This window comes from Aeromonas sp. OTU364 (assembly GCF_038440395.1).
In the GTDB taxonomy this organism is placed as follows: domain Bacteria; phylum Pseudomonadota; class Gammaproteobacteria; order Enterobacterales; family Aeromonadaceae; genus Aeromonas.
Genome location: NZ_JASATR010000001.1, coordinates 554,575 through 578,343, shown reverse-complemented (window position 1 = coordinate 578,343; position 23,769 = coordinate 554,575). Strand labels below are relative to the sequence as shown.

Annotated in this window: 18 protein-coding genes and 1 riboswitch; of the genes, 10 read left to right on the top strand and 8 right to left on the bottom strand. The window is 64.0% G+C overall.

The genetic code is table 11. The features are described 5' to 3' along the window. Positions 1–8 precede the first annotated feature (8 nt). The 3 genes from AAHB08_RS02660 to AAHB08_RS02650 all read left to right on the top strand — a co-directional run bounded on the left by AAHB08_RS02660 (position 9) and on the right by AAHB08_RS02650 (position 4,936). On the top strand, positions 9–2,435 hold the full coding sequence (locus tag AAHB08_RS02660) for an ABC transporter permease (protein WP_342058017.1): 2,427 nt from the start codon (positions 9–11) through the stop codon (positions 2,433–2,435). 185 nt (positions 2,436–2,620) lie between these two features. Beyond that, positions 2,621–3,661: a lipocalin-like domain-containing protein gene (locus AAHB08_RS02655; protein WP_342058056.1), complete on the top strand. Its 1,041-nt coding sequence runs from the start codon at positions 2,621–2,623 to the stop codon at positions 3,659–3,661. Between the two features lie 576 nt (positions 3,662–4,237). Beyond that, a complete protein-coding gene (locus AAHB08_RS02650) occupies positions 4,238–4,936 on the top strand; it encodes a cold shock domain-containing protein (protein WP_342058016.1) in 699 nt (232 codons plus the stop codon). A 128-nt stretch (positions 4,937–5,064) separates the two neighbouring features. On the opposite strand, the gene AAHB08_RS02645 is transcribed toward AAHB08_RS02650, so the two are convergent. The 5 genes from AAHB08_RS02645 to AAHB08_RS02625 are packed head-to-tail and all read right to left on the bottom strand — an operon-like array spanning position 5,065 to position 12,418. Further along, positions 5,065–7,857, bottom strand: a complete 2,793-nt coding sequence (locus AAHB08_RS02645; protein ID WP_342058015.1) for an FAD-binding and (Fe-S)-binding domain-containing protein — start codon at positions 7,855–7,857, stop codon at positions 5,065–5,067. After that, on the bottom strand, positions 7,857–8,501 hold the full coding sequence (locus tag AAHB08_RS02640; RefSeq protein ID WP_342058014.1) for a LutC/YkgG family protein: 645 nt from the start codon (positions 8,499–8,501) through the stop codon (positions 7,857–7,859). The genes AAHB08_RS02645 and AAHB08_RS02640 overlap by 1 nt, the downstream gene beginning before the upstream one ends. A gap of 1 nt (position 8,502) precedes the next feature. Further along, positions 8,503–9,939 carry a LutB/LldF family L-lactate oxidation iron-sulfur protein gene (locus AAHB08_RS02635; protein ID WP_342058013.1) on the bottom strand — a complete coding sequence of 479 codons (1,437 nt, stop codon included), beginning with the start codon at positions 9,937–9,939 and terminating at the stop codon, positions 8,503–8,505. Further along, positions 9,932–10,708, bottom strand: a complete 777-nt coding sequence (locus AAHB08_RS02630) for a (Fe-S)-binding protein (protein WP_342058055.1) — start codon at positions 10,706–10,708, stop codon at positions 9,932–9,934. Before AAHB08_RS02630 ends, AAHB08_RS02635 begins: the two co-directional genes overlap by 8 nt. Positions 10,709–10,720: 12 nt before the next feature. Beyond that, a complete protein-coding gene (locus AAHB08_RS02625) occupies positions 10,721–12,418 on the bottom strand; it encodes an L-lactate permease (RefSeq protein ID WP_342058012.1) in 1,698 nt (565 codons plus the stop codon). Positions 12,419–12,480: 62 nt separating this feature from the next. Between AAHB08_RS02625 and AAHB08_RS02620 the strand changes: the two genes are divergently transcribed. Continuing rightward, complete coding sequence (locus AAHB08_RS02620; protein ID WP_342058011.1) at positions 12,481–13,458, top strand: LysR family transcriptional regulator; 978 nt, start codon at positions 12,481–12,483, stop codon at positions 13,456–13,458. Between the two features lie 27 nt (positions 13,459–13,485). Here AAHB08_RS02620 and AAHB08_RS02615 read toward each other — a convergent pair whose 3' ends face one another. Next, the gene (locus AAHB08_RS02615) at positions 13,486–14,268 is read right to left on the bottom strand and encodes an alpha/beta fold hydrolase (RefSeq protein WP_342058010.1); all 783 of its coding nucleotides are present in this window, start codon (positions 14,266–14,268) and stop codon (positions 13,486–13,488) included. A 108-nt stretch (positions 14,269–14,376) separates the two neighbouring features. Here AAHB08_RS02615 and AAHB08_RS02610 point away from each other — a divergent pair, with 108 nt between their 5' ends. The 3 genes from AAHB08_RS02610 to AAHB08_RS02600 are packed head-to-tail and all read left to right on the top strand — an operon-like array spanning position 14,377 to position 15,652. Continuing rightward, positions 14,377–14,745: an MmcQ/YjbR family DNA-binding protein gene (locus AAHB08_RS02610; protein WP_202045174.1), complete on the top strand. Its 369-nt coding sequence runs from the start codon at positions 14,377–14,379 to the stop codon at positions 14,743–14,745. A gap of 8 nt (positions 14,746–14,753) precedes the next feature. Further along, positions 14,754–15,305: a GNAT family N-acetyltransferase gene (locus AAHB08_RS02605; RefSeq protein WP_342058009.1), complete on the top strand. Its 552-nt coding sequence runs from the start codon at positions 14,754–14,756 to the stop codon at positions 15,303–15,305. Between the two features lie 11 nt (positions 15,306–15,316). Then, positions 15,317–15,652, top strand: coding sequence for a DUF3802 family protein (locus AAHB08_RS02600; RefSeq protein ID WP_139436190.1), 336 nt, complete (start codon positions 15,317–15,319; stop codon positions 15,650–15,652). Between the two features lie 276 nt (positions 15,653–15,928). Here the strand turns inward: AAHB08_RS02600 and msrA are convergent, their stop codons facing one another. Next, the gene (msrA, locus tag AAHB08_RS02595; protein ID WP_342058008.1) at positions 15,929–16,561 is read right to left on the bottom strand and encodes a peptide-methionine (S)-S-oxide reductase MsrA; all 633 of its coding nucleotides are present in this window, start codon (positions 16,559–16,561) and stop codon (positions 15,929–15,931) included. A 252-nt stretch (positions 16,562–16,813) separates the two neighbouring features. Between msrA and argA the strand changes: the two genes are divergently transcribed. Both argA and lysC read left to right on the top strand, forming a co-directional pair. Further along, positions 16,814–18,142, top strand: a complete 1,329-nt coding sequence (gene argA, locus AAHB08_RS02590) for an amino-acid N-acetyltransferase (protein ID WP_139436071.1) — start codon at positions 16,814–16,816, stop codon at positions 18,140–18,142. 108 nt (positions 18,143–18,250) lie between these two features. Further along, positions 18,251–18,472: riboswitch (Lysine riboswitch) on the top strand. Positions 18,473–18,558: 86 nt separating this feature from the next. Then, on the top strand, positions 18,559–19,911 hold the full coding sequence (gene lysC / locus AAHB08_RS02585) for a lysine-sensitive aspartokinase 3 (protein ID WP_342058007.1): 1,353 nt from the start codon (positions 18,559–18,561) through the stop codon (positions 19,909–19,911). Positions 19,912–20,041: 130 nt separating this feature from the next. On the opposite strand, the gene AAHB08_RS02580 is transcribed toward lysC, so the two are convergent. After that, on the bottom strand, positions 20,042–21,136 hold the full coding sequence (locus tag AAHB08_RS02580) for a hypothetical protein (RefSeq protein WP_342058006.1): 1,095 nt from the start codon (positions 21,134–21,136) through the stop codon (positions 20,042–20,044). Positions 21,137–21,385: 249 nt separating this feature from the next. Between AAHB08_RS02580 and AAHB08_RS02575 the strand changes: the two genes are divergently transcribed. Then, on the top strand, positions 21,386–23,647 hold the full coding sequence (locus AAHB08_RS02575) for an LTA synthase family protein (RefSeq protein WP_342058005.1): 2,262 nt from the start codon (positions 21,386–21,388) through the stop codon (positions 23,645–23,647). Positions 23,648–23,769: the final 122 nt, after the last annotated feature.

Below are 23,769 nucleotides of genomic sequence, written 5' to 3'. Positions count from 1 at the left end.
GATGATCCATGCTGCCGCTGAAGGCGCTGCTGCGCCTCTATCGCGCCCACCCCTGGCTGCTGCTGATGAGCCTGGCGGGGCTGATGCTGGGGGTCACCCTGGTGGTGGCCATCGAGCTCTTGAACCACAGCGCCCGCACCAACTTCGTCGCCGCCCGCAGCCAGCTTGCGGGGGAAGCGAACTACCGCCTGGCCCCCCAGGGCGGGCTGGATGAGCAGCTCTATGTGACGCTGGTGCGAAGCCAGCCGGAGCTTGACGCCATGCCAGAGCTGCACGCCTGGCTCAAGGACGAGCAGGGGCGCAGCTTCCAGCTGCTGGGGATGGATCTCTTCAACCCAGGCCCCCTACGCCGACTCTTTGGTGAGCAGCCGGGGCGCGAGCCCGACTTCACCCTGAGCCGCGCCGACAGCGTCTGGCTCTCGGCCCCCGAGGCAAGGCGCCTTGACTGGCAACCGGGGCAGTCGCGGGCCTTTATGCTGGGCGATGAGGGGCAGCGCCCCCTGACCCTCACCCTCGCAGGCACCTTCGAGCCAGGCGCCGTCCCCATGGAGCGGCTGCTGGTGACCGACATCGGTCTCGCTCAATCGCTGCTTGGCAAGGCCAGAAGGCTGGATCGCATCGTCTTCAAGCTGAGCGATGCAGAGGCCAATACCTTGCAAAGAGCCTTGCAGGCCGCGCAGGGAGCCGAGTTCCCCGCTCAGCCCTTATGGCTCGAGCCCATCAGCCCGGCCCTTGATGCCAGCCAGCTCGGGGATGCCCTGGCCCTCAACCTCAGCGCCCTCTCCCTGCTCGCCATGGCGGTAGGGCTGTTTCTGGTGTTCAACGCCCAGCGCTTCGTGCAGAGCGTGCGCCGCCCCCAGCTCGCCCAGCTCATCATCCTCGGCATGCCGCCAAGCCGGGTACTCCGTTGGCTGGCCCTGGAGCTCTCCATCCTCGCCACCCTAGGCACCCTGCTCGGGCTGCTGCTCGGCAGCCTCTTGGCGCTGGCCCTCATGGGCCAGCTCACCCAGGCGCTGGCCGACCTCTATGGCCCCAATCCCATCGACCTGCTGCGCCTCTCCCCCGCAAGCCTCATCAAGGCGCTGCTGATAGGCCTGGCTGGCACCCTTGCCGCCAACCTCCCCGGCTGGTGGCAGTTGCTGCGCCAATCCCCTCTTGAGCTTCGGGAAGGCAACAGCCGCCCGCCGGTTTATCCCTGGCGCAGACGCCTGCTCGCCATCGCCATACTGCTGCTCTGCGTCCTCTGCCTCCTGTTGCCGCAGACCGGTCTGGGGGGCGCCCTCTTCGTGGCAGGGGGCTGGCTGCTCGCCATGGCCCTCGCCCTGCCCGATGCCCTGCGCGCCCTGCTGGGGCGGCTGCGCGGGCACGGCCCCCTCAGCGTCCGGCTCGGGGTGGCCGAGACCCAATATCATCTGGATCGCACCGCCATCGCCGTGATGGCGCTGCAACTGGCCATCGCCGCGGCCATCGGCATCGGGGTCATGGTGTCGAGCTTTCGCTCGAGCGTGGAGATCTGGCTCGGCCAGCGTCTGGCCGCCGATCTCTATGTCAGCACCCCCAAGGGGGTGGCAGGCAGCAGAGGCCAGCTGAGCGAGCAGACCCTGACCGCCATACTCGCCGAGCCGCAGCTGAGCGCCGCCTCGCGCCGCGCCGTGCTCCCCGCCCGCTGGCAGGGACACCCCATCGAGTGGGCGCAGATGGACTTTATCCCCGAGCTCAAGGCCGCCTACCCCTTGCTCGCCGGACGCTGGCCCGCAACGCCCGACGAGGTGCTGGCGAGCGAACCGCTCACGGTGCGCCTCGGGGTCAAAGTGGGCCAGACACTGGATGTAACGAGCGAAGGGGGGCCAAGGGCTCTCACCGTCACCGGGGTCTATCAGGATTACGGCAGCGACAAGGGGCAGATACTGCACGCCTTCGAAGGGGGGGCGGTGCAATCCCTCGCCCTCTTCAGCCCGGATCCCGAGCGCCTCGGCGATCGGCTGCGCTCGCGCCTTGGCGAGCGGGTGAATCTGTTGCCCGCCCCCGCCATCCACGCCGCGGCGCTCAAGGTGTTCGATCAGACCTTTGTGGTGACCGAGCTATTGAAACTGCTGATCCTCGGCATCGCTTTCGTCGGCATAGGCTCTGCCTTTATGGTGCTGGGGCTGGCCAGGCGCGGGGAGTTGCTGACCTTGCAGAGCCTAGGGATAGGCCCCCGCCACTGCCGCCGCCTGCTGGTGTGGCAGGGGGCGGGACTGGGGCTGCTCACGGCGCTGCTGGCCCTGCCGGTGGGCTATGGCCTCGCCTGGGTGCTGATTGAGGTGGTCAACCCCCGCGCCTTTGGCTGGCGCCTCGCCTTCGAGGCCGCCCCCTTGCACGCCGTCACGGCGCTCTTGCTGGCGCCGGTGTGCGGGGCGCTCGCCTCCTGGTATGCCGCGAGGAGAGTGGTATGAAATATCGGTTACCGCACTGGCTCGGCCATGGCTTGACGCTCCCATTGACCACATCCCTGTCACCGCTCTTGATTCAGCGCAGAGAAGCGCATAGAGCTGCCGCTAACCATCCCCTCTCCCTTCGGGAGAGGGCCAGGGTGAGGGGGATCTTGTTCTCTTCACGGACCCTGTGGCTCGCAGCCCTCTTGATCCCGCTTATTGCCATGAGCGGCAACGCGCAGGCCAGCGATCTGGGGAGCATCCTTGGCGGCGGCAGCGATCAATTCAAAAAGGCCCTGCCGGGCCAACCCATCCGGCTGCCCGCCGATCACGGCGCCCACCCCGACTACCGATCCGAGTGGTGGTATCTCACCGGCAACCTCAAGGATGAGCAGGGGCGCGACTACGGCTTGCAGTGGACCCTGTTTCGCCAGGGTATCGAGCAGCAGATACAATCGGACAACCCCTGGCTCAGCCCCCAGCTCTGGCTGGCCCAGTTCGCCATCACGGATGTGAGCAAAGGCAGCCACCAGCAGGATGAGCGCACCAGCCGCCAGGGGCCGGGGCTCGCCGGCGCCAGCGGCGGCCAGTATTGGCTGAAAGAGTGGGTACTCGCCTCTGAAGGGAAATCGCTCTTTCCCGCCACCCTCAAGGTGCAGAGCAAGATGGGTGAGCTGAACCTCAGGGTGAGCGCCGCCAAGCCGGTGGTGCTGCAAGGCAACGAGGGGTACAGCGAGAAGAGCCCGGGCAACGCCTCCTTCTACTACTCCTACCCGCGCCTGACGCTTAGCGGCACCTTGACCCTGGAGGGAGAGACCCGCAATGTCACAGGCCAGGGGTGGTTTGATCACGAGTGGAGCAGCTCGGTATTGGCCGAGTGGCAATCGGGCTGGGACTGGTTCTCCCTGCAACTCATTGATGGCCGCGAGCTGATGCTGTTTCGCCTGCGCACCAAGGCCGGACACACTGAGCCGGAGAACCGCTACGGCACCCTGATCGAGCGGGATGGCAGCAGCCGATTGCTCGCCCCCGAATCCATCGTCCTCACCCCCGGTAAAACCTGGCGCGGCCCCAAGGGCCAGCCCTACCCCATCGAGTGGCAGCTTAAGGCCGGGGATCTGAATCTAACCATCCGTGCACGCCAGTCCAATCAGGCCATGACGGGCCGCTTTGACTACTGGGAGGGGGCTGTGACTGTGGAGGGCGATGCGCAAGGACTCGGCTATCTGGAGATGACGGGATATTGAGCCCGGGCCCGCCCCGTTTCTTCGCTGCGTCTATTTTTTTGTATTGCGGGGCGAAGTCTGCTCCCCATTACCATCTCTACGGTTTGGTTCTGAGGCAGCCTATCCATAACAGCCAGCACCAAATTGCCTGCCCTCTCCAATTTCTGATCCCCATCAAAAATACTCTCCAAACCACACCTAAAGTAAAACGTTTCGCTCAACAAGTGCTGCTACACTTGGTACCCTACTCATGCGACCCTCATAGCCCCAAAGGCAGCAAGGGAGCGACTATGGTTCGTACCTCTTCAATTCGGTTAACCTCAGCACAACGGAGGCTATATTCCGTGCGGTAGCCGTGTGATTTAGTGAGTAATGGAATAAGACTGGATACCAGTGAACACCATTGTTTCATAGTTAGGTAGGGTTTCATATATCCACAGCATCAATATTGAGTGTGGTATACGATATAATAATCTCAGTGAGAGCTTCCACTATATAGAAAGCATCTAGAGATACACGATTCAAGAAATTACTTTCTTTGTAAATCCTTCGACCATTAACACAGTCAATTCAACATTCGATACCCATAGGAAGAAAATGAAAGGTAAAATTACTCAATGGAATGATGACAAGGGCTTTGGGTTTATCACACCAGAAGATGGATCAGACAATATCTTCGTCCATATCTCTGCTGTAAACCCCAAAGAAAGAAGGCCACAGATTAATGACGAGGTATTGTTTGAGACTGCAATCGATAGTCAGCGACGAGTGAGAGCTACAGAAGTTTACTATGAAGGTTGGACTCTTCGCCCTATCAAACAGCCTTCCAAACAAAGCTCTCATTCTAAGGGAGGGTCAAGTGATAAAAAGATCGCCCTTGAACCAGTCAGAAAAACACCTCTAGATTATATTTTTTTAATCATGGCTATAGTTTTGATAACTTTAGCTGGCTTTAACTATTTTAAAGAAGAAGATCTTACGATATCACTTCCAATTGCATTGCTTGCAATAATATTACTTGCTCTCTTTAGTCGCCCCAAAAAACCTTCAAACAAATTATTTACCTGTTCTCGCTGTCGCTGCAATGTTCCGTTTGACAATCGCACCATTCGCGCTTGGAATACGGGCACGCTAAAACTCTATTGCTCAAATTGCCATGCTGAATGGTTAAGCAATCAAAATGCTACAAATAATAATTCCTACTCATCAAGCAGAGGTCGTGGTTGCCTTGGTGTTCTAGCAATGATGATCATCATTCCAGTAGGGTTAGTGTCTATTGCATCTTGGCTGAGTTGAACATTACTTAATGAGAACTTGGCGTGAAGCAGCTAACGGCCATAGGCGTTAAAAATAAACACCCGACTCTTGCACCTATTTTCCAACAAAGAAACCCCCGACAAAATCTATTCTGTCGGGGGTTTTATTTATCTCGCCGCCTGATCCACCAGATAGAGGATGCTGTGATAGGGGATGCCAGCGTGCTGGCTGAGCCCCATTTCGCAGGTACGGCTGTTGCTGAATCCCTGACGGCAATCCCTGGGCACCTGGGCAGGCAGGCTGGCAAGCGCCGCGGCGTTGAGCTCCGGGGTCATCAACCCCTTGTCGCCGGCAAAGCCGCAGCACTGGATATGCTCAGGGATTATCACCTCGCGGGCGCAGGCGCGGGCCACCGCCAGCATGGTCTCCCCCAGCCCCATGCGCCGGCTGCTGCAGGTGATATGGAGCATCACTGTCTCATCGATGGGGGTCAGCTCAAGGTGGGGCAGCAGGTGTTCCAGCACAAAGGCGGAGGGCTCGAACACCCGCAGGTCCTTGCCAAGCGCCCCCGAGAGCAGCCGCTGCACGCAGGGGCTGGTGTCGAGCAGCACGGGCCAGCGCCCCTGCTCGCTTGCCTGCCACAGGGCCTCGGCCAGATCAGTACGCTTGGCTTCCGCGACCTCACTCATCCCCTTGCTGTCATAGGGCATGCCGCAGCAGAGCCCCTCAATGCCTTGCGGCACTATGACCCGGCAACCCGCTTTCTTGAGTAGGGATTGCACAACCTGTGGCAGTGACGGGGCTTCCTCCTGCTGGCCGAACACCCGGCTGGCGCAGGACGGCAGATAGACCACAGCGCGATCCCTTGTTTCGCCATGGCTCCCCTCCCCTTGCGACCACTGGTAACGGCTCGGCCCCGGCAGGGTCGGCAGCCAGGCGGGTGTGCGCTGGCCGCTGAGCTTGCGCACGCCTCCCACCAAGCCTGCCAGTGCCTTGTCTCCCAACAGCTTGCCGGCAATGCCTTTGAGGCCGAGGGCCCCACGGGCCGTGCGGGTGACGCCGGCGAAGTGATCGGCGCTCCAGCGGGCGATGGGCACGAAGCGCTGGTACTTTTCGCTGCGCAGCTTCTTGATAAGGCTGCCGGTGTTGATGCCAACCGGGCAGCGGTCGGCGCAGAGCCCGGTCGCGGCGCAGGTGTCGATGCCCTGATAGTCAAACAGCCGGGCAAGATCCCCTGCCGCTTCACCGCTGCGACCACGGCGTGACAACTCCCGATAGAGCACGATGCGCTGGCGCGGCGAGAGCGACAGGGTGCGCGAGGGGCAAACCGCCTCGCAAAAGCCGCACTCGATGCACGGATCCACGATGGCATCGCTCGCCGGCATGGGCTTGAGGTGGGCAAGGTGGGCCTTGGGGTCGTCGTTGATGATGACGCCGGGATTGAGCAGGCCAGCTGGGTCGAGCAGCGCCTTGATGCGCCGCATCAGCGCCATCCCCTCCGACCCCCATTCGAGCTCCACATAGGGGGCCATGTTGCGGCCGGTGCCGTGCTCGGCCTTGAGGGACCCGCCAAAGCGCACCGCGACGAGTTCGGCCACCGCATCCATAAAGGCGCCGTAGCGGGCCACCTGCGCCGGATCATCGAACCCCTGGGTAAAGACGAAGTGCAGGTTCCCCTCCAGCGCGTGGCCGAAGATGATGGCTTCACCGTATTCGAAGCGATCGAACAGTTGCTGCAGCCCCGCCACCCCTTCGGCCAGACGCTCGATGGGAAAGGCGACATCCTCGATGATGACGGTGGTGCCCGTGGTGCGCACCGCCCCCACCGCCGGGAAGAGCCCCTTGCGAATGGCCCAGAGGCCGGCGCTCTCCTTGGTAAAGGGTACAGAGGCGACCTGAGCGAACTCGGCCGCCATGACCGTCACCTGCTCGCAGCGATCCACCAGCTCCTGCTTCGATTCCCCATGCACCTCGATCAGCAAGGCGCAGGCGGCCAGGTCCAGCGTCTTGATAAAATCCGGCAGACCGGGCTTGCCCGCGACCGAGCGAAGGGAGCGCCCATCCATCAGCTCCACCGCCGCCACCGGCGCACTTTTAAGGCGCGAGGTGGCCAGACAGGCCTGCTCGGCATCCCGAAACACCAGCAGGGCCGAGGCCTTGTGGGGGTATTCGGGCACGGTGTCGAGCACTACCTCGGCGATAAAGCCGAGGGTGCCCTCCGAGCCGATCATCAGGTGGGTGAGAATATCGATGGGGTCTTCATGGTCGAGCAGGGCATTGATGGCGTAGCCGGTGGTGTTCTTGAGCCGGTACTTGTGGCGAATGTTGGCGGCAAGCTCGGCGTTCGCCAGCACCTCGGCGCGCAGGGCGGCGAGCCCCGTGAGCAGCTCCGGGCGCCTGGCCGCAAAAGCGGTGCGGCTGTGGGGATCGCCACTGTCCAGCAAGGTGCCATCGGCCAGCAGCAGGGTCATGGCGTGCAGGGTGTGATAGCTGTTGTGAGCGGTGCCGCAGCACATGCCGCTCGCGTTGTTGGCGGCGATGCCGCCGAGCTTGCAGGCGTTGATGGAGGCGGGATCCGGCCCAATCTTGCGCCCCAGAGGCGCCAGATAGCGATTGGCATCGGCGCCGATCACCCCGGGTTGCAGGGCGATGCGCGCCCCCTCGTCCAGAATGCGGTGGCCGCGCCAGCTGTCGGTCAGGGTGATGAGCACCGAATCGCTCAGGGCCTGGCCCGAGAGACTGGTGCCGGCGGCGCGAAAGGTGCACGGCAGGTTCAACTCGCGGCACACCGCCAGCACAAAGCGCACTTCATTGAGGGAGTCGAGGCGCACGATGCGCTCGGGCACCAGCCGGTAGAAGCTGGCGTCCGTGCCGTGGGCCAGCCGAAGATCAGGGTCGCTCACCAGCCGCTCCGGCGGAATGCGCGAGAGCACGGCGGCGTCAAACTGGTTCCAAAGCATCAGCAATCCTCCACCAGCACCACCAGCAGGCGGCTCGGGCCGTGGGCACCGTAGGCCAGGGTCTGCTGGATATCGGCGGTCTTGGAGGGGCCGGAGACCAGCAGCAGATTGGTGGGCATGGCCTGCTGCCAGCGCCCGGCCTCCACCAGCCCCGCCAGGTTGTCGGCGATGGTGGAGGCCGCCAGCAGCGCAATATGACAGGGGGGCACCAGGGATAGGGTGCGCGGCTCACCGCCATCCGGCAGCAACACCAGGGTGCCGGTATCGGCGATGGCACCCGCGCAGTGGGTTATCCCCGCCTGACAGACGTCGAACAGCTCGTCCTTCCAGCTCGCGAACTCCCCCGCCGGGGTCAACACAGAGTGCCCGGCGCAGGCGGCCGCAACCGCCGCCTGCCAGCGGCCGCCCTGGCCACAGGCCAGATGCGTTATTGCTTCCCCATCCAGCCAGGCGGCCAGATCCCGGGCAAGGGTTGCCTCCTTGACGGTGAGGATCTCGGCGTGGCTGACGCTGATCATGCCAAGGAAGCGCTCGCGCCGTGCGTTGTCATCTACCCCGCGCCAGGGCTGCCAGGCGTGCGGTGCGTGGGCAATGGGGGTGGCGGCGCCGCGCAGGCGGCTTAATATGGCCTCTTTGCTCGACATCTCAGGACTCCTTCTTCTTCTGGCGCAGCAGGGCGTGCAGGCTCTGGGGGGCGGGTTGGGGGGCCTCGCGGCACTGGGTCCATGGCCCAAGGTGTTTAGGCATCAAGCCTCGCAGGCGGCTGGCCACACCGGTCGCGGCGTGATAGAGGCGCGGGTGGGTGGCGGCAAAGGCAAAGCCCTGCATGGCAAGCGTCTCGAGCCGGCTCTTGGCCGCCCCCTGCCCCGCCAGCGGTTCGTGGCCAGGCATAGCGTCGTGCTTGGCCTCCCGCCGCAGGCGCTGCAGCATGTCGGGAATGGGGATGCGCACCGGGCACACCTCGCCGCAGGCCCCGCACAAGCTGGATGCGGTCACCAGATCCTGAGTGTTTTCCAGCCCCAGCAGGTGGGGGGAGATAATTTTGCCGATGGGGCCCGGGTAGATGGTGCCGTAGGCGTGACCGCCGATGCGGGTGTAGACCGGGCAGTGGTTCATGCAGGCACCGCAGCGGATGCACTGCAGGGTCTTGCGCAGCTCCTCGTCCCGGTAAGCCTGGCTGCGGCCGTTGTCGAGCAGCACCAGGTGCACCTCGTCCGGGCCGTCCAGCTCCCCTGCCCGGCGCGGGCCGCTGATGACGTTGAAGTAGGTGGTGATGGCCTGGCCGGTGGCCGAGCGGGTCAGGGCGCTGTAAAGGGGCGGTACGTCGGATAAGAACTCCACCACCTTCTCGATGCCGGTGATGGCCACGTGGACTTTCGGCACAGTGGTGCACATGCGCCCGTTGCCCTCGTTCTCCACCAGACACAGGCTGCCGGTCTCCGCCACCGCGAAGTTGACGCCGGAGAGCCCCATGCCGGCGCGGCGAAACTCTTCACGCAGGGCCCGCCGCCCGGTCTGGATCAGGGCGTCCACGTCGGTGGTGGGGGTGAAATCCGCCAGATTGCCGGCGAAGGTGTCGCTCACCTCCTGCTTGTTCTTGTGGATGGCGGGCATGATGATGTGGGACGGGGTATCGCCGTCGAGCTGGACGATAAACTCCCCCATGTCGCTCTCCAAGCAGCGGATGCCGTGGCGCGCCATCTCGTGGTTGAAGCCCACCTCCTCACTCACCATGGACTTGCCCTTGACGATGCTGCTCACCCCATGTTGCTGGGCGATGCCGAGGATGATGGCGTTGGCCTCGGCCGGCGTCTGGGCCCAGTGCACCCTGATGCCGTTGCGCTCGCAGTTGGCATCGAGCTGATCCAGCAGCTCCGGTAGGCGCGACAGGCAGCGCTGGCGGATCTGTTCGGCCGCATTGCGCACCGATTCTTCTTCGGCCGGGTCTGCGAAGGCGTCGCGGCGCTTGCCGCGCAGGTAATCCATGGCGCCGCGAAAATTCTGGCGCAGCACGGGGTCGGCCAGGGCCGCCTCGGCCTGGGGATGGAAGCGGCGCGGCGAATACTTAGCGTGATCACTCATGATGGGCCTCCTCTTTTGCTGACAAAGGCTCGCTGTGGGCGAGCAGGAAGCTCGCCAGATGGGTAGCAGGGAGCGTCTTGCCCTGATAGGCCAGGGATCCCTTGATGTTCAAGAGGCACCCCCAGTCCGCGCTCACCAGGGTATGAGCGCCAGTGGCCAGCAGGTGGCGGGTCTTGTCCTCCACCATGGCCTGGCTGATGTGGGGATGGCGCACCGAGAAGGTGCCGCCAAAGCCGCAGCACTCGCTCTCGTAGGCCTGCTCATGCAAGGTGACGCCATCGAGCTGCCCCAACAGGCTGCGGGCCGTGGTGTGCACCTGCATCTCGCGCCGGGCCGAGCAGGAGGTGTGCATGACGATGCTCGCCTCCCCCACCGCGTGCCAGCGCACCCGGCAGACCCGGGCCAGAAACTCGGTGAGCTCGAACACCCGATCGCAAAAATCGGCCACCTCGGGGCTCTCGGGGAAGAGGCGGCGGTAGTGGTGGTGCATCATGCCGCCGCAGGAGCCCGACAGCACCACCACCGGCCAGGGCTCGGGGAAGAGCGCCATCTGGCTTTGCGCCACCTTGCGCGCCTCCTCCTCGTGACCCGAGGTGTAGGCCGGCTGCCCGCAGCAGGTCTGTTTCTCGACAAAGTGCACCCTTATCCCCTCCCGCTCGATCAGGGCGATGGCATCGAGCCCCGCCACCGGGTCAAACAGGTCCACCAGACAGGTGGCGTAGAGATAGACATCGGCCGGCTTGGCCGGATAGACCCGCATTACCTTCATCACTTGCTCTCCTTACTTCAACTGCAGCAGTGCGTCCGAGACGTGGAAGCTGTACATGAGCGCCAACCCGATAAGGCCGGTGGCCAGCAGGTAGTAGAGGGTCGGCAGCGCCGTCTTGCGCAGTGTCGCCCCCTCACGGCCGAGCAGCCCCACGGTGGCTGACGCCGCCACCACGTTGTGGATGGCAATCATGTTGCCGGCCGCAGCGCCCACGGCCTGCAGGGCCAGCATGGCGGCGGTGGAGACCCCCAGGGTCTGGGCCACTTCAAACTGGAACTGGCTGAACATCATGTTCGACACTGTGTTGGAGCCGGCGATAAAGGCCCCCAGCGCACCTATGGTCGCACTCAGGGCCGGGAAGAACTCCCCGACGAGCCCCGCGGCAAAATTGGCCGTGGTCACCGGCATACTGGCGAGATCCGCTCCGTTGACGCCGGAGTTGATGAAGATGCGCACCATGGGCACGGTGAAGATGAGCACGAAGCCGGCGCCGATCAGGGTGCGGCTGGACTCTCCCAGTGCCCGCCCGAAGGGGGCGAGGGAGCGCGATTGCAGCCAGGTGGCGATCAGGGCGCAGAACACCAGCAGGCCCCCCGGCAGGTAGAGCGGCTCAATGGAGGCGCTGACCCCCTTCTCTCCCAGGAGGTCGGTGAAGGCGAGGCTCACCGACAAGAGGCTTGCCTTGAATTCCGGGCTCACCCGGCTGGCCACCAGCAAGAGGGCCAGCGCCACATAGGGGAGCCAGGCCAGCAGCAGGGACATGGGGCGGCCGGCGGCCTCTTTGAGATCGAGCTTCAAGGAACCCAGCCACTCGGCGGGCCACTCTTTTTCGGGGGCGAAATCCCAGGTGTTTTTTGGCACCAGGAAGCCGTGGCGCGCCGCCGTCACCACCAGGGCCAGCCCCACCAGACCACCGATGAGGGACGGGAACTCGGGACCGAGCAACATGCCGGTCAGGGCATAGGGGACGGTGAAGGCGAGCCCGGCGAAAATCGCGAACGGCAGGATGGAGAGCCCCTCGGTCCAGCTGCGGTTGCGGCCAAAGAAGCGGGTCAGCATCATCACCATCAGCACCGGCATCAAGGTGCCGACGGTGGCGTGAATGAGGGCCACGTTGGTGGTCACCTGTTGCAGGTAGATGTCCCAGCTGTTGCCACCGGCGCTCAAGGTCTGGCCGATGGCCTGGTTATCCAGCCCCTTGTTGATGCCCACCAGGATGGGGGTGCCCACCGCACCGAACGACACCGGGGTCGACTGGATCATCATGCCGAGCAGCACGGCGGCGAGCGCCGGAAAGCCGATGGCCACCAGCAGGGGAGCGGCGATGGCGGCGGGGGTGCCAAAGCCCGAGGCCCCTTCGATAAAGGCGCCGAAGCACCAGGCGATGATGATGGCCTGGATGCGCCGGTCCGGCGAGATGTTGGTGAAACCGCCGCGAATGGCGGTGATGGCACCGGTGTGTTTCAGGGTGTTGAGCATCAGGATGGCGCCGAACACTATCCAGAGCACGGTCACCGTGATCACCAGCCCCTGCAGGGTGGAGGCGAGCACCCGGGTCGGGCTCATCTGCCAGCCCCAGAGGGCGATGAACACGGTCAACAGAAAGGCGATGGGCATAGCGCGCTTGGCGGGCCAGTTGAGGCCGACCAGCAGCACGGCGGCCACCAAGATCGGCGAGAAGGCCACCAGGGCCAGCAGGGTGTCTGTCATCATTGCGTCCTTGTCCAGAGGGGCACCCTGAGGGTGCCTTGTTGTTGTTTTGTTAACCGGACGTGACCTTACCCTGTTCCTTTTTCGCGATATATGGAAATAATGAACAACATTCGTTCCAAAAGTTTATCAATATGGCCAGTACAGACGACCTCATCCTCTTCGCCCAGGTGGTGGAGGCAGGCTCCTTCAGCAAGGTGGCTGAGCAAAATTCCATTACAAATTCAGTGGTTAGCAAACGGATCGGGCGTCTTGAAGAGGAGCTCGGGGTACAGCTGCTCTATCGCACCACCCGTCGGCTCACCCTGAGCGAGGCGGGCAAGGAGCTCTATCAGGGTGCCAAAAATGTGAAGGCCGCCGCACTGGACGCCTTCGACGCGGTGGCGGGATTCGGTGAAAAGGTGAGCGGCCATGTGCGCATGTCGGTGCCCACCATCTCCGGGGAGCTGCTGCTGGCCGATGCGGTGGCCGATTTTTGCCAGCAGCACCCGGGGCTCACGGTGGAGATGTCGCTGGACAACCGCTTCGTCAACCTGGTGGAAGAGGGGTTCGATCTGGTCATTCGCACCGGTTATCTGGATGACTCCAGCCTCATCGCCCGCCATATCCTCGACTCCCAGTGGGTGATCTGCGCTGCCCCCGCCTATGTGCGCCGCTTCGGAGCACCGCGCGAGCCCGCAGACCTGCAGGCTCACAACTGCCTGCGCTACGCCTATCAGAGCACGGGGGCGTCGGAGTGGGCCTTCAAGGGGGAGGACGGCAACTATCTGGTGTCGGTGTCGGGGAGCTTTTCAACCGACAACGCCGGTGCCCTGCGCAAGGCGGCGCTGGGGGGGCGCGGCATCGTCTATGTGCCGCGCTGCCTGGTCTATCACGATTTGATGAGCGGGGACCTGGTGGATTTGTTTCCGGAACGGGTGGGCAAGAAGCTTGGCATCTACGCCGTCTACCCCTTCACCCGCCAGCCACCGCGCAAGATCCGGCTGCTGATCGAGCACATCCGCCAGCGCTATCTGGATATCGCCCACTACTTCATCTGAGGCACCAGGCGGGCCTCAGAGGGCGGGCTACGCCGCCTGGGTGGACAAAAACGCCAACGACTGCCGGTTAAAGTGCTCCGGCTGCTCCACGTTGCAGACATGGCCGCAGTTTTCGATGATCTCGAGTCGGCTGTAGGGATCCCGGGCCACCTGCTCGCGCACCGGGGCGAGGAACATATGATCCTCCTGCCCCATCACATAGAGGGTCGGGATCGGCAGGGCGCGCTCCTTGAAGTAGCGCATCAGGGGGTTCACCTCGGTGGCGAGGCGGAACCAGCGTTTGAACTCCTTCTGGCACAGTTTGCGGGCCTCGCGCACGAACAGGTTGCGGGACTCCTGATGGTGCTGGCGCGGCATGATGATGAAGGCGAACAAGCGGTAGAGCCACATGTAGGGCAGTATGTGCTGGCCGACCCGGCAAAGCTGCACCAGTACCCGGGAGCGGATGTCGAGGCGCAGGATGGCGCCGCCGAGCACCATGCTCTTGACCCGTTCCGGGCAGAGCTCGGCCAGGTGGCGAATGAGGATGGTGCCAAGGGAGATGCCGACAAAATGGGCGCGGGGAATGCGCAGGTGATCGAGCAGCCGCAGTATGTCCTCGGTCACGGCCCGAAAGCTGTAGTGCCCCTTCACCACCTGTTGCAACTGGTTGGATTGGCCGTGGCCGCGAAGGTCCAGCAGCAGCACGTTGAAGTGCTCCCGGTAGGCCCGCAGTTGCTTGAACCAGATGGAGGAGCTGCCGCCGGCACCGTGCACGAACACCACCCAATCCCGATCGGGGCCCAGCTCAAAGGTCTTGTGGTACAACATCTTATGGGCTCCCGGGGGGTTGAGGGATATACTCGGCGGGCATATTAACAGAAGCCTCGCCTCGATGAATATGCTTGCTCTCATGATCGGACCAGCCTGGAGGCCTGTATGACGCTCACCCTTTTGCGCGAATTTCTGCTCAGCCAGCCGGGGGCCACCGAGGATACCCCCTTCGGCCCGGAGATCCTGGTCTATCGCATCGCCGGCAAGATGTTCGCCCTGGTGGACTGGCAGGCCGAACCGCTGACCATCAACCTCAAATGCGAGCCTGAGTTGGCGCTTTTGCTGCGAGAGATCCACCCCGAGGTCAAACCCGGCTGGCACATGAACAAGCAGCACTGGAACACGGTGACCCTGAGCGAGAATCTGGACGCCGAGCTCTGGCAGGGCTGGATTGAACACTCCTACCAGCGGGTGGTGGCGGGCCTGCCCAAGGCCAAGCGGCCCCAGGCGCCGACCTCCCATTCCAAACCATGAGCCTTCCCATGTCTGACTCCCCTGCTCCGCACTCCCTAAACCCTGACCTCTATCGCGTCGTTCCCCTGGATGAGCGCCATATCCCGGCCCTGCTCGCCCTGTTCGAGCAGTCGGTGCGCCGCATGGGCCCTGAGCACTACAGCCCGGCGCAGGTGGAGCAATGGGCGCTGGGCGCCCGTCATCCGGGTCTCGCCAGCCAGTTGCGCGAGCACCACGGCTGGATCATCGAGCAGGAGGGCATCCCCCTTGGCTTTGTCACCTTAAGCGATGATGGCCACCTCAGCCTGCTCTATGTGAGCGCAGATCATCCGCGCCAGGGGCTCGGCGGCCTGCTGCTGGCGCAGGCCTTGCAGGCGGCCAGCCGGCTGGGCCTGCACAGCCTGACCACAGAGGCCAGTGCCTTCAGCCTCGCGCTCTTTCTTCGCCACGGCTTCGAGCAGGCCGGATTGGAAACCGTGGAGCGCGGCGGGGTCAGTTTTGTCCGCCATCGCCTCTACTGCCGCTTGCCAAGCCAAGGCCAGCCACTAAAATACCCCCCATTTCCCCAAAGCGATGAATGAAGGCAGCCATCATGGTGGTAGAGAGCGACGGTTATATTGCGCTTATCGAGTATCTGGTAGAGAGTCTGGGCCTGTTCGAGAGCCAGCAGCAGGGCACGGGCACCCAGACCATAGAGGATCTGGTGAGCAACCGAGTGGCAGGCAACCTCATGGCCATCTGCGAGCAGAACCCCCAGCTCGACCCCAAGGTGCGTTTCATGATCATGCAGGAGGCCGACGCCGTGGTGGCCGATCTGGAGGAGGTGCTCTCCGCCGTCTGGCTGCGGGCGCCCACCCCGGCCCAGCACGCCTTCCTCGATGAGTTCATCGATCTCATCAAGAACCTGTTCGACAGCACCATCGGCTAGTCCCCTCCCCCGCGGCCGCAGGGCCCGCAAAGCTCCGCAATGAAAAGGGCCGCCTCAAAGGGCAGCCCTGCTTGCTATCACTTCCGATTCATCGCGCTTGTCAGTTGAATGAATATCGAGGCAAGAAATGTGTCTGGTCTTGGCTGCCGTCCATGGTAGCTACCCTGTTAGTCTGCCGAGGTTCGGTTAAGTTCCCGGCCAGGACGCTTTTTTTAATCTTTCTTTCAAAAAAACGAAACAGGGGCCTAATGGCCCCTGTTTTATCCAGACTGCGCCTCAGCGGTTCAGGCTGGGGGGCAGGCAGACGCCAATGCCCCCCAGGCCGCAATAGCCTTCCGGGTTCTTCTCCAGATATTGCTGATGGTAATCCTCGGCGTAGTAGAAGGGTGCCAGCGGCAGGATCCGGGTGGTAATGGCGCGGGCATCGCCGCTCGCCATCATGGCCTGCTGGTAGGCCGCCAGGCTCTGCTGGGCGATGGCCTCCTGGGCTTCATCCCCATAGAAGATCACCGAGCGGTACTGGGTGCCGATGTCGCCGCCCTGGCGCATGCCCTGGGCCGGATCGTGTTGCTCCCAGAACAGCTTGAGCAGATCGCCATAGCTGATGACCTTGGGATCGAACACCACCTGCACCGTCTCCGCATGACCGGTCAGACCGCTGCACACCTCCTTGTAGGTGGGGTTGGGCGTCAGGCCCCCCTGATAACCAGCGGCGGTGGAATAGACGCCGGGCTGCTGCCAGAACAGGCGCTCCACGCCCCAGAAACAACCCATGCCAAACCAGGCCAGCTCCATCCCCTCGGGCCAGGGGCCCTGGGTCGGGTGGCCGTTGACGGCATGCTGCTGGCCGATCGCCAGCGCTTCCCGTCGTCCCGGCAGGGCCTCTGCCGGTGAAATAATCTGCTCCATATGCCCTGTCCTTGAATAAAATCCCGCGCGACGCGGCTGACGAAAAGGAACCCCGAAGATAACAGGTTATGAGCCCGGATCAACCAGGGCGGTCCCTTCAGCGGGCTGACCGCCTTCCGGCTCGCCCGGGCGCAGGGCGCCTGCGGCTGGTCAAAATGGCGGCACAAAACACCAAAACCAATATTTAGTCTTGATTTGTGAATTTATTTTCATATATTGAGCAAATTGCTGCTTTTTTATGGAACGAAACACGTGCGTGAACGCGAACCCAGCCTGGTCCATGCCTTTCGGCAATCCACCCCCTATGTCAACGTGCACCGGGGTGCCACCTTTGTGCTGATGATGGGCGGGGAAGCCATCTGCCACCCCAACTTTGCCAACATAGTGAGCGACATCGCCCTGCTGCAGACGCTGGGGATCCGCCTGGTGCTGGTGTTCGGCTCGCGTCCGCAAAACGACGAGGCGCTGGCCCGCGCCGGCATCCAGGCCCAGTACCACAGACGGATCCGGGTCACCGATGACGAGAGCTTCGCCATCATCAAGCAGGTGTGCGGCGGTCTGCAATACGACATCACCGCCCAGCTCTCCATGGGGCTGGCCAACACCCCCATGCAGGGGGCGCGCATCAGCGTGGTGAGCGGTAACTTCGTCACCGCCCAGCCGCTGGGGGTGGAAGATGGCATCGACTACTGCCACAGCGGCCGGGTGCGGCGCATCGACGTGGAGGGGATCACCCGCCAGCTGGATCAGCATGGGCTGGTGCTCATCTCCCCCATCGGCTGCTCGGTTACCGGCGAGAGCTTCAACCTGAGCTCGGAAGAGGTGGCGCGCCGGGTGGCGGTGGATCTCAAGGCGGACAAACTCATCTGCTTCAGCAGCACCCAGGGGGTGATGAACAGGCAGGGCGTGGCCATCTCCGAGCTCTTCCCCGAGCAGGCCGAGGAGCTGCTGGTGGAGCTGGAGCAGGCGGGCGAGGAGATGTCCGGCACCGCCCGCTACCTGCGCGCGGCGATTGCCTCCTGCCGGGGCGGCGTGCCGCGCTCCCACCTGGTGAGCTATCAGGATGACGGCGCCATGCTGCAGGAGCTGTTCAGCCGCGAGGGGCTCGGCACCCAGATAGTGCGCGAAAGCGCCGAGCGGGCGCGGGCCGCCACCATAGAGGACATCGGCGGCATCCTGGATCTGATCCGGCCGCTGGAGGAGGAAGGCATACTGGTGCGCCGCTCCCGGGAGCAGCTGGAGATGGAGATAGACAAGTTCACCATCATAGAGCGCGACGGCCTCATCATCGGCTGCGCGGCGCTCTACTGCTTCATGGAGGAGGCCATGGCCGAGATGGCCTGCGTCGCCATCCATCCCGAGTACCGCAACTCCAACCGAGGGGATCAGCTGGTAGCCAAGGTGGCCGAGCGGGCCAAGCGGCTCGGCATCCGCCGCCTGTTCGTGCTCACTACCCGCTCCATCCACTGGTTCCGGGAGCGGGGCTTCGATCCCCTGGAGGTGGAAGATCTGCCGGTGGCGCGCCAGCGCCTCTACAACTGGCAGCGCCGCTCCAAGGTTTTGTCCAAGACCATTTCGTAACTGATTGATCTTGTGCCTGGTTGTTGCCAATTGTGTACTTTTTTACAAACTCGATTGACAGTGCAATCCAGTGCAGGGTATTTCTACATGCACGCCACCTTCCAGGGTGGCACCAGAAGAGGAGCGCTGCCCAGGCAGCCCAAGGGAGGACACCAGAGTCCGGTGAACTTGGGTCAGGGGGAGCAGCGCCGAGACGAGTGAGGCAACTGGATACCTCAACGTCGGCTGCGGGGGCTGAATCCCCCGGGTTGTCATCGGTCGTGTGCATCCCACAGGCATCCAGCAGGATCCTTGTGGGATGGGCACCGCGGATGGAGTGCTTCTGGCCGGGATCCTTACGTTTTCCTGCCATTTTCTGCCTCCTCCTCTCTTTTGCCCGATGAAACCGGATTTTCACCTTGAGACAGGAGTATGCAATGAACCCGATCAACGTCGCCAAGTTTGGCGGAACCAGTGTCGCCGATGCCGCGGCCATGAACCATTGCGCCGACGTGGTGCTGGCCAATCCGGCGACCCGGGTGGTGGTACTGAGCGCCAGCGCCGGGGTCACCAACCTGCTGGTGAGCCTGGCCCAGGGTGAACTGGACGAAGCCGGGCAGGATGCCCAGCTCGACAAGCTGACCGGGATCCAGCAGGCCATACTGACGGCGCTCGGCAACCCGATCGAGGTGAGCGCTCTCATCCACGCCCAGCTTGGCGACATTCGCACCATGGCCCGCCAGGCCTGCCAGCACACCGATGCGGAGCTGGCCGACCGCCTCATCGCCTGCGGCGAGCTGATGTCCACCCGCCTCTTCACCGAACTGCTGCACCAGCGGGGCATCAAGGCCCAGTGGCAGGACGCGCGCCAGCTGCTGCGCACCGACAGCCGCTTTGGCAAGGCGACCGTGGATCTGGCCGCCACCCGCACCCTCTGTCAAGCCACCCTGGGCCCCCTGCTCGGTGACAGCCTCATCATCACCCAGGGCTTCATCGGCGCCGACGCCGATGGCCGCACCACCACCCTGGGCCGGGGCGGCTCCGACTACAGCGCGGCCCTGCTCGCCGAGGCGCTCGATGCCGGCAGTATCGAGATCTGGACCGACGTGCCCGGTATCTACACCACGGATCCGCGCCTGGTCACCCGGGCCCGCCCCATCCCGGAAATCAGCTTCGTGGAGGCGGCCGAGATGGCCACCTTCGGCGCCAAGGTGCTGCACCCGGCCACCCTGCAACCCGCCCTGCGCCAGGACATTCCGGTGTTCGTCGGTTCAGCCCGGGATCCCGCGGCCGGTGGCACCTGGATCCGCGCCAGCACCGGCAGCAACCCGCTGTTTCGCGCCGTGGCCCTGCGCCGCCAGCAGGTGCTGGTCACCCTGCACAGCCTCAACATGTTCCACGCCTACGGCTTTTTGGCGGAGGTGTTCGGCATCCTGGCCCGTCACCGCATCTCGGTGGATCTCATCACCACCTCCGAGGTGAGCGTCTCCCTGACCCTGGATCACACCGGCAGCCAGAGCAACGGCGAGCCCATCCTGGGCGACAAGGTGCTGGCGGAGCTCGGCCAGCTGTGCAAGGTGGAGGTGGAGACCGACTTCGCCCTGGTGGCACTCATCGGCAACCGCATGAGCGAGGCCGCCGGGGTGGGCAGCCGGGTGTTCGACGCCATTCGCGAGCACAACATCCGGATGATCTGCTACGGCGCCAGCGCCCACAACCTCTGCTTCCTGGTCAAGGAGAGCGAGGCGGGCCACATCGTCAACCGCCTCCATCAGGAGCTGCTCGACTGAGCCTGACATAACCTTGCAGTCCCTTCTCCCCGCGAGGGAGAAGGGCTGGCATCAGGGGAAGCCCATGGCGACCCTATACCAACGAAGAGGGGCGCCGATGCGCCCCTCTCGTCATGCTGTCGTCCCCATGTCAGCGCGCGGGCTGGCGGGTCCGGGTCGGCAACAGGTTGGCCCGGATCTGCTCGCGCAGCCCCCCCAGCCGCTGCAACAGCGCAGCCTGGCTGAGCCCGGCCTCGTCAAACCCCAGGTTATCGGCCAGCGCCGGGAAGTGATCCCGCACCGCCAGCTCCAGCCAGTCGAGGCGGCGCAGGGTCATGGGGCCGCAGCTCTTGCCGCTGAGATCGTCCTGGATGTCGAGCCGATGGCTACGATACATGTCGCGCCACCAGTTGGCGGCGAGCGCCTGCTCGCTTGCCAGCGCCGCGCTCCACTCCCCCACCAGCCCCTGCATCCGGGCCAGCACGGGGGCACTGGCCCCCTCCCGTGACAGATATTGCAACTCCCCCTTCGCCCAGGCGAGGCAGAGCGTGCGCCAGTGGCGAAACAGCGGCAGGGGATCGCTCTGCTCCAGCCAGAGCCCGGACAGGGTGCGGGTCTCCAGCCGCTCAGGCACATGAAACGCCGGATCGGTGAGGCCGTTGGAGTTGAACTCGTGGAGGGGATCGAAGGGCCACATGTAGCCAAAGTCGAACACCGAGATCTGCTGGCCGTCGTCGAGCAGGTTGCCCGGGCTCGGATCCCAGTCAAACCAGCCCCAGCGGGCCAGCTCCGCCTCCACCGCCAGCATCTGCGCCAGGTTGCGCTCATTGAGCCTGCGCACCGGCTCTCCCCTCAGCCAGGGGGAGACCAGCACCCCGGCGCGGGCGGAGCCGAAGCTGGTGCAGACCACGTTGGAGAGGATGGTGGGGTGCAGCTCCCGCAGGCTCTCTATCTCCCGGCGCCGCTCCAGCTCGGTGAGAAAGGCGGTCTTGCCGTCGACGTTGGCCACCAGGGAGTCTGGCCGGCACCGCTTCAGGCACCAGTGATGGCCCTCCACCTTGAGGTGGAACACCTCGGCGGTGAGCCCGTGACCATAGACCTTGACGACGTCCGGGTGATCCTCGGTCAGCCTGATCAACTGGGCCAGGGGCAGGGGGCAGTCCCGCTCACGCCCGATCCGGATCTCGTCCCCGTTCTCCAGCATCTGGAGCAATCTTGCCTGACGTGCCGCAACCTTGGGATTCATGCATGTACCTCCAACCGTTACTGAGAGACTAAACAGCGCCCCCCTCCCAGACCAGCGGCAAAGCCCCATGATGACGCTTTCATCACAGAATCAGTGCCCCTCCCGGATCGGGATCACAATTTGCACGCCCAGGCTGTCACCCAGGATTCATCCCGTCGTCATTAAATTGACATCAAGGAACAAGCCCCTCACCATCGGGTCAAAATAGATGCAGCGTTGCTGCCCTGCCCGCTCCAAGGATGAGCCCCTATGAATGCCCCCGTCTGTGGTCACAGCCCCTCCCTCTCCCGGTCTCTGGCCGGGTGGTTGTTCGGCCTGCTGATCGCCCTGCTGTTGCTGACCCTGGCCCTGCCGCTGCTCAATCCCGCCGGCTGGCTCGGGAAGGCACAACCGCTGATCCTGGGGCCCGCCGATCAGCCCATCGCCACCCTCACCCGCCACAGCCTGCTCTACAAGAGCGACAGTCGCGGCCTCTATCTGGTGGTGCGCAGCCAGTGGCAACTGCTCAAGCCGCTGCAGGCGGGGGACAAGGTGCGGGTGGAGCTGCTCAACGACAAGGGCATTCGCATCGATCAGCTGAGCCAGGCGGTGGAGAAGCGCCAGAAGTGTCGCCAGAACCGCTGCACCCTGGATCTCAACAGCGCCCTGCGCGCCCCCGACGACGCCCTGGACAGCCGCTATCAGCTGCGGATCGGCCTGCTGCTGGCGGACAGACCCGAGAGCGCCGAGTACAGCCAGATCCTGCAGACCCTGCCGGAGCGCGGCTTCAACCTGACCTATCTGATGACCAGCCTGCTGCTGGTGCTGCTGCTGAGCGCCGCCGTGCTCAGGACCCTGCTGCCGCGGCTGCGCCGCAGCTACCGCTCCCGGGTGCTGGGCAGCCTGCTGCTCGGCAACCTCACCTTCGTGCTGCTGCACGGCTTCGTGGTGTTCAAGCTGGGGGAGTTTCTGCTCTGGTCGGGTTTTCGGCCCGAGCACTACTACCTCGCCTGGGGCAGCATGGTGCTGGGCTGGAGCCTCTGCGCCCTCGCGGGCTTCAACCTCTATATGGGGCTGGTGTTCACGGCGCTCTCGGGCATAGGGCTGCTCGCCAACTTCATGAAGATAGCCATCTACGGGGTGCCGCTGGGGGGGGACGATCTCGGCAACCTGATGGCCCTGCTGCACATACTGCTCGATCAGCACCCCGTGCTGCCGGTGCTGGCCCTGCTGGGGCTCTTGTTCCTGTGCTGGCGCTTTGCCCTGTCGCGCTGGATCCTGCGCACAGCCGCCGCCACCGCCGCCTTCTTCGCGCTCTGCGTGTTCGCCACCCAGACCGGCAACAAGCTGCTGGGAGCCAACATCCGCTACGTGGACAGGGCGGTCAACTACCACAGGGACATCATCCGCGCCGGTCCCGGCCTCTACCTGTTCAACCTGGTGGACGAGATGCTGCAAAGCGGCAACATCTTCCGCTACCCCCTGCAGATCAACGAGCGTACCCCAGAGCTCAGCCAGCCGGCCCTAGGCCAGCCGCCCCGCTTCGATCTGGTGATAGTCCTGCAATATGAGTCCCTCTGGCTCGACTGGCAGGGCAGGATCTGCGCCCCCGCCCCCACCCTGAGCCTGCCCGCCGGCGTGGCCCAGTGGCACAAGACCATCCACTCCCCCACCACGGGGGGCATGACGGTGCTGGCGGAGTTCGAGATGAATACCGGCCTGCCGGCGGGCCTGCTCAAGCAGGGGGTGGTGCCCTACTACTACCTCTCGGACAAGGTGCCAGGCCTTGCCAGCAGCGCCAGGCAGAACGGCTACCAGACCCTGTTCGCCCACCCCTATGTGGAGAAGTTCTGGGGCCGCGCCAAGGCGATTCCGGCGCTCGGCTATGAGGAGCGCTGGTTCGACACCCGCTTCACCACCCTCGAACACAAGGGGATCTACATCTCGGACGATGCCCTCATCGATCACCTGATCAAACGCAGCGAGCAGGATGACAAGCCGCTGTTCGCCTACGCGGTCACCATGCAGGGGCACGGCCCCTTCGACGGGGATCGCTACCGGGCCCAGCAGATCGACAAGGCCTGCCCGGATCAGAGCCCGGCAGAGCGACAGTTGCTCAACACCTACTACACAGGGGTGGTGGACGCCATGGCGTCGCTGGAGCGGTTGCTCAAGACCCTGGACGGCTCAGGCAAGCGCTACCTGGTGGTAGCCTTCGGGGATCACCAGCCCTTCCTGATGTCGGCGGGCAAGGGCATCCATGGCGCCAAGCCCCCCCGCGATGCCCCCTACCAGATCCCCATGATGGCCTTCACCCGAAACGATGGCGCCATCGCACTCGATCGCCAGTTTGCCCCGGTGCGCCAGCTCTACCAGATGGGCCAGGCCACCCGAGCGCTGCTGGCGGGGGATCTCACCCCCATAGAGGACAGACCCCTGCTCCACCCGGTGCTCGGGGAGGAGAAGGGTTTCGACCCCTCGCCCCTGGTGCCGCAGATCCGCGCCAGCTTCCGGGCCGACGCATTACCCTGAGATCAATAAACATTTAAGAGACGGGGGCCGCAGATCCTTGCAACACCTTCCGGGCCGATGCGCTGCCCTGACAGGGATCTGAAACGCAAAGAGGCCGCAATAGCGGCCTCTCTTATGGGTGA

What these genes read in the sequence shown, in the direction of transcription:
- AAHB08_RS02660 (WP_342058017.1), top strand. Translation starts at nt 9, where the DNA reads ATGCTGCCGCTGAAGGCGCTGCTGCGCCTCTATCGCGCCCACCCCTGG.
- AAHB08_RS02650 (WP_342058016.1), top strand. Translation starts at nt 4,238, where the DNA reads ATGAAAGGTAAAATTACTCAATGGAATGATGACAAGGGCTTTGGGTTT.
- AAHB08_RS02645 (WP_342058015.1), bottom strand. Translation starts at nt 7,857, where the DNA reads ATGCTTTGGAACCAGTTTGACGCCGCCGTGCTCTCGCGCATTCCGCCG.
- AAHB08_RS02640 (WP_342058014.1), bottom strand. Translation starts at nt 8,501, where the DNA reads ATGTCGAGCAAAGAGGCCATATTAAGCCGCCTGCGCGGCGCCGCCACC.
- AAHB08_RS02635 (WP_342058013.1), bottom strand. Translation starts at nt 9,939, where the DNA reads ATGAGTGATCACGCTAAGTATTCGCCGCGCCGCTTCCATCCCCAGGCC.
- AAHB08_RS02630 (WP_342058055.1), bottom strand. Translation starts at nt 10,708, where the DNA reads ATGAAGGTAATGCGGGTCTATCCGGCCAAGCCGGCCGATGTCTATCTC.
- AAHB08_RS02625 (WP_342058012.1), bottom strand. Translation starts at nt 12,418, where the DNA reads ATGACAGACACCCTGCTGGCCCTGGTGGCCTTCTCGCCGATCTTGGTG.
- AAHB08_RS02615 (WP_342058010.1), bottom strand. Translation starts at nt 14,268, where the DNA reads ATGTTGTACCACAAGACCTTTGAGCTGGGCCCCGATCGGGATTGGGTG.
- AAHB08_RS02610 (WP_202045174.1), top strand. Translation starts at nt 14,377, where the DNA reads ATGACGCTCACCCTTTTGCGCGAATTTCTGCTCAGCCAGCCGGGGGCC.
- AAHB08_RS02605 (WP_342058009.1), top strand. Translation starts at nt 14,754, where the DNA reads ATGTCTGACTCCCCTGCTCCGCACTCCCTAAACCCTGACCTCTATCGC.
- AAHB08_RS02600 (WP_139436190.1), top strand. Translation starts at nt 15,317, where the DNA reads ATGGTGGTAGAGAGCGACGGTTATATTGCGCTTATCGAGTATCTGGTA.
- msrA (WP_342058008.1), bottom strand. Translation starts at nt 16,561, where the DNA reads ATGGAGCAGATTATTTCACCGGCAGAGGCCCTGCCGGGACGACGGGAA.
- lysC (WP_342058007.1), top strand. Translation starts at nt 18,559, where the DNA reads ATGAACCCGATCAACGTCGCCAAGTTTGGCGGAACCAGTGTCGCCGAT.
- AAHB08_RS02580 (WP_342058006.1), bottom strand. Translation starts at nt 21,136, where the DNA reads ATGAATCCCAAGGTTGCGGCACGTCAGGCAAGATTGCTCCAGATGCTG.
- AAHB08_RS02575 (WP_342058005.1), top strand. Translation starts at nt 21,386, where the DNA reads ATGAATGCCCCCGTCTGTGGTCACAGCCCCTCCCTCTCCCGGTCTCTG.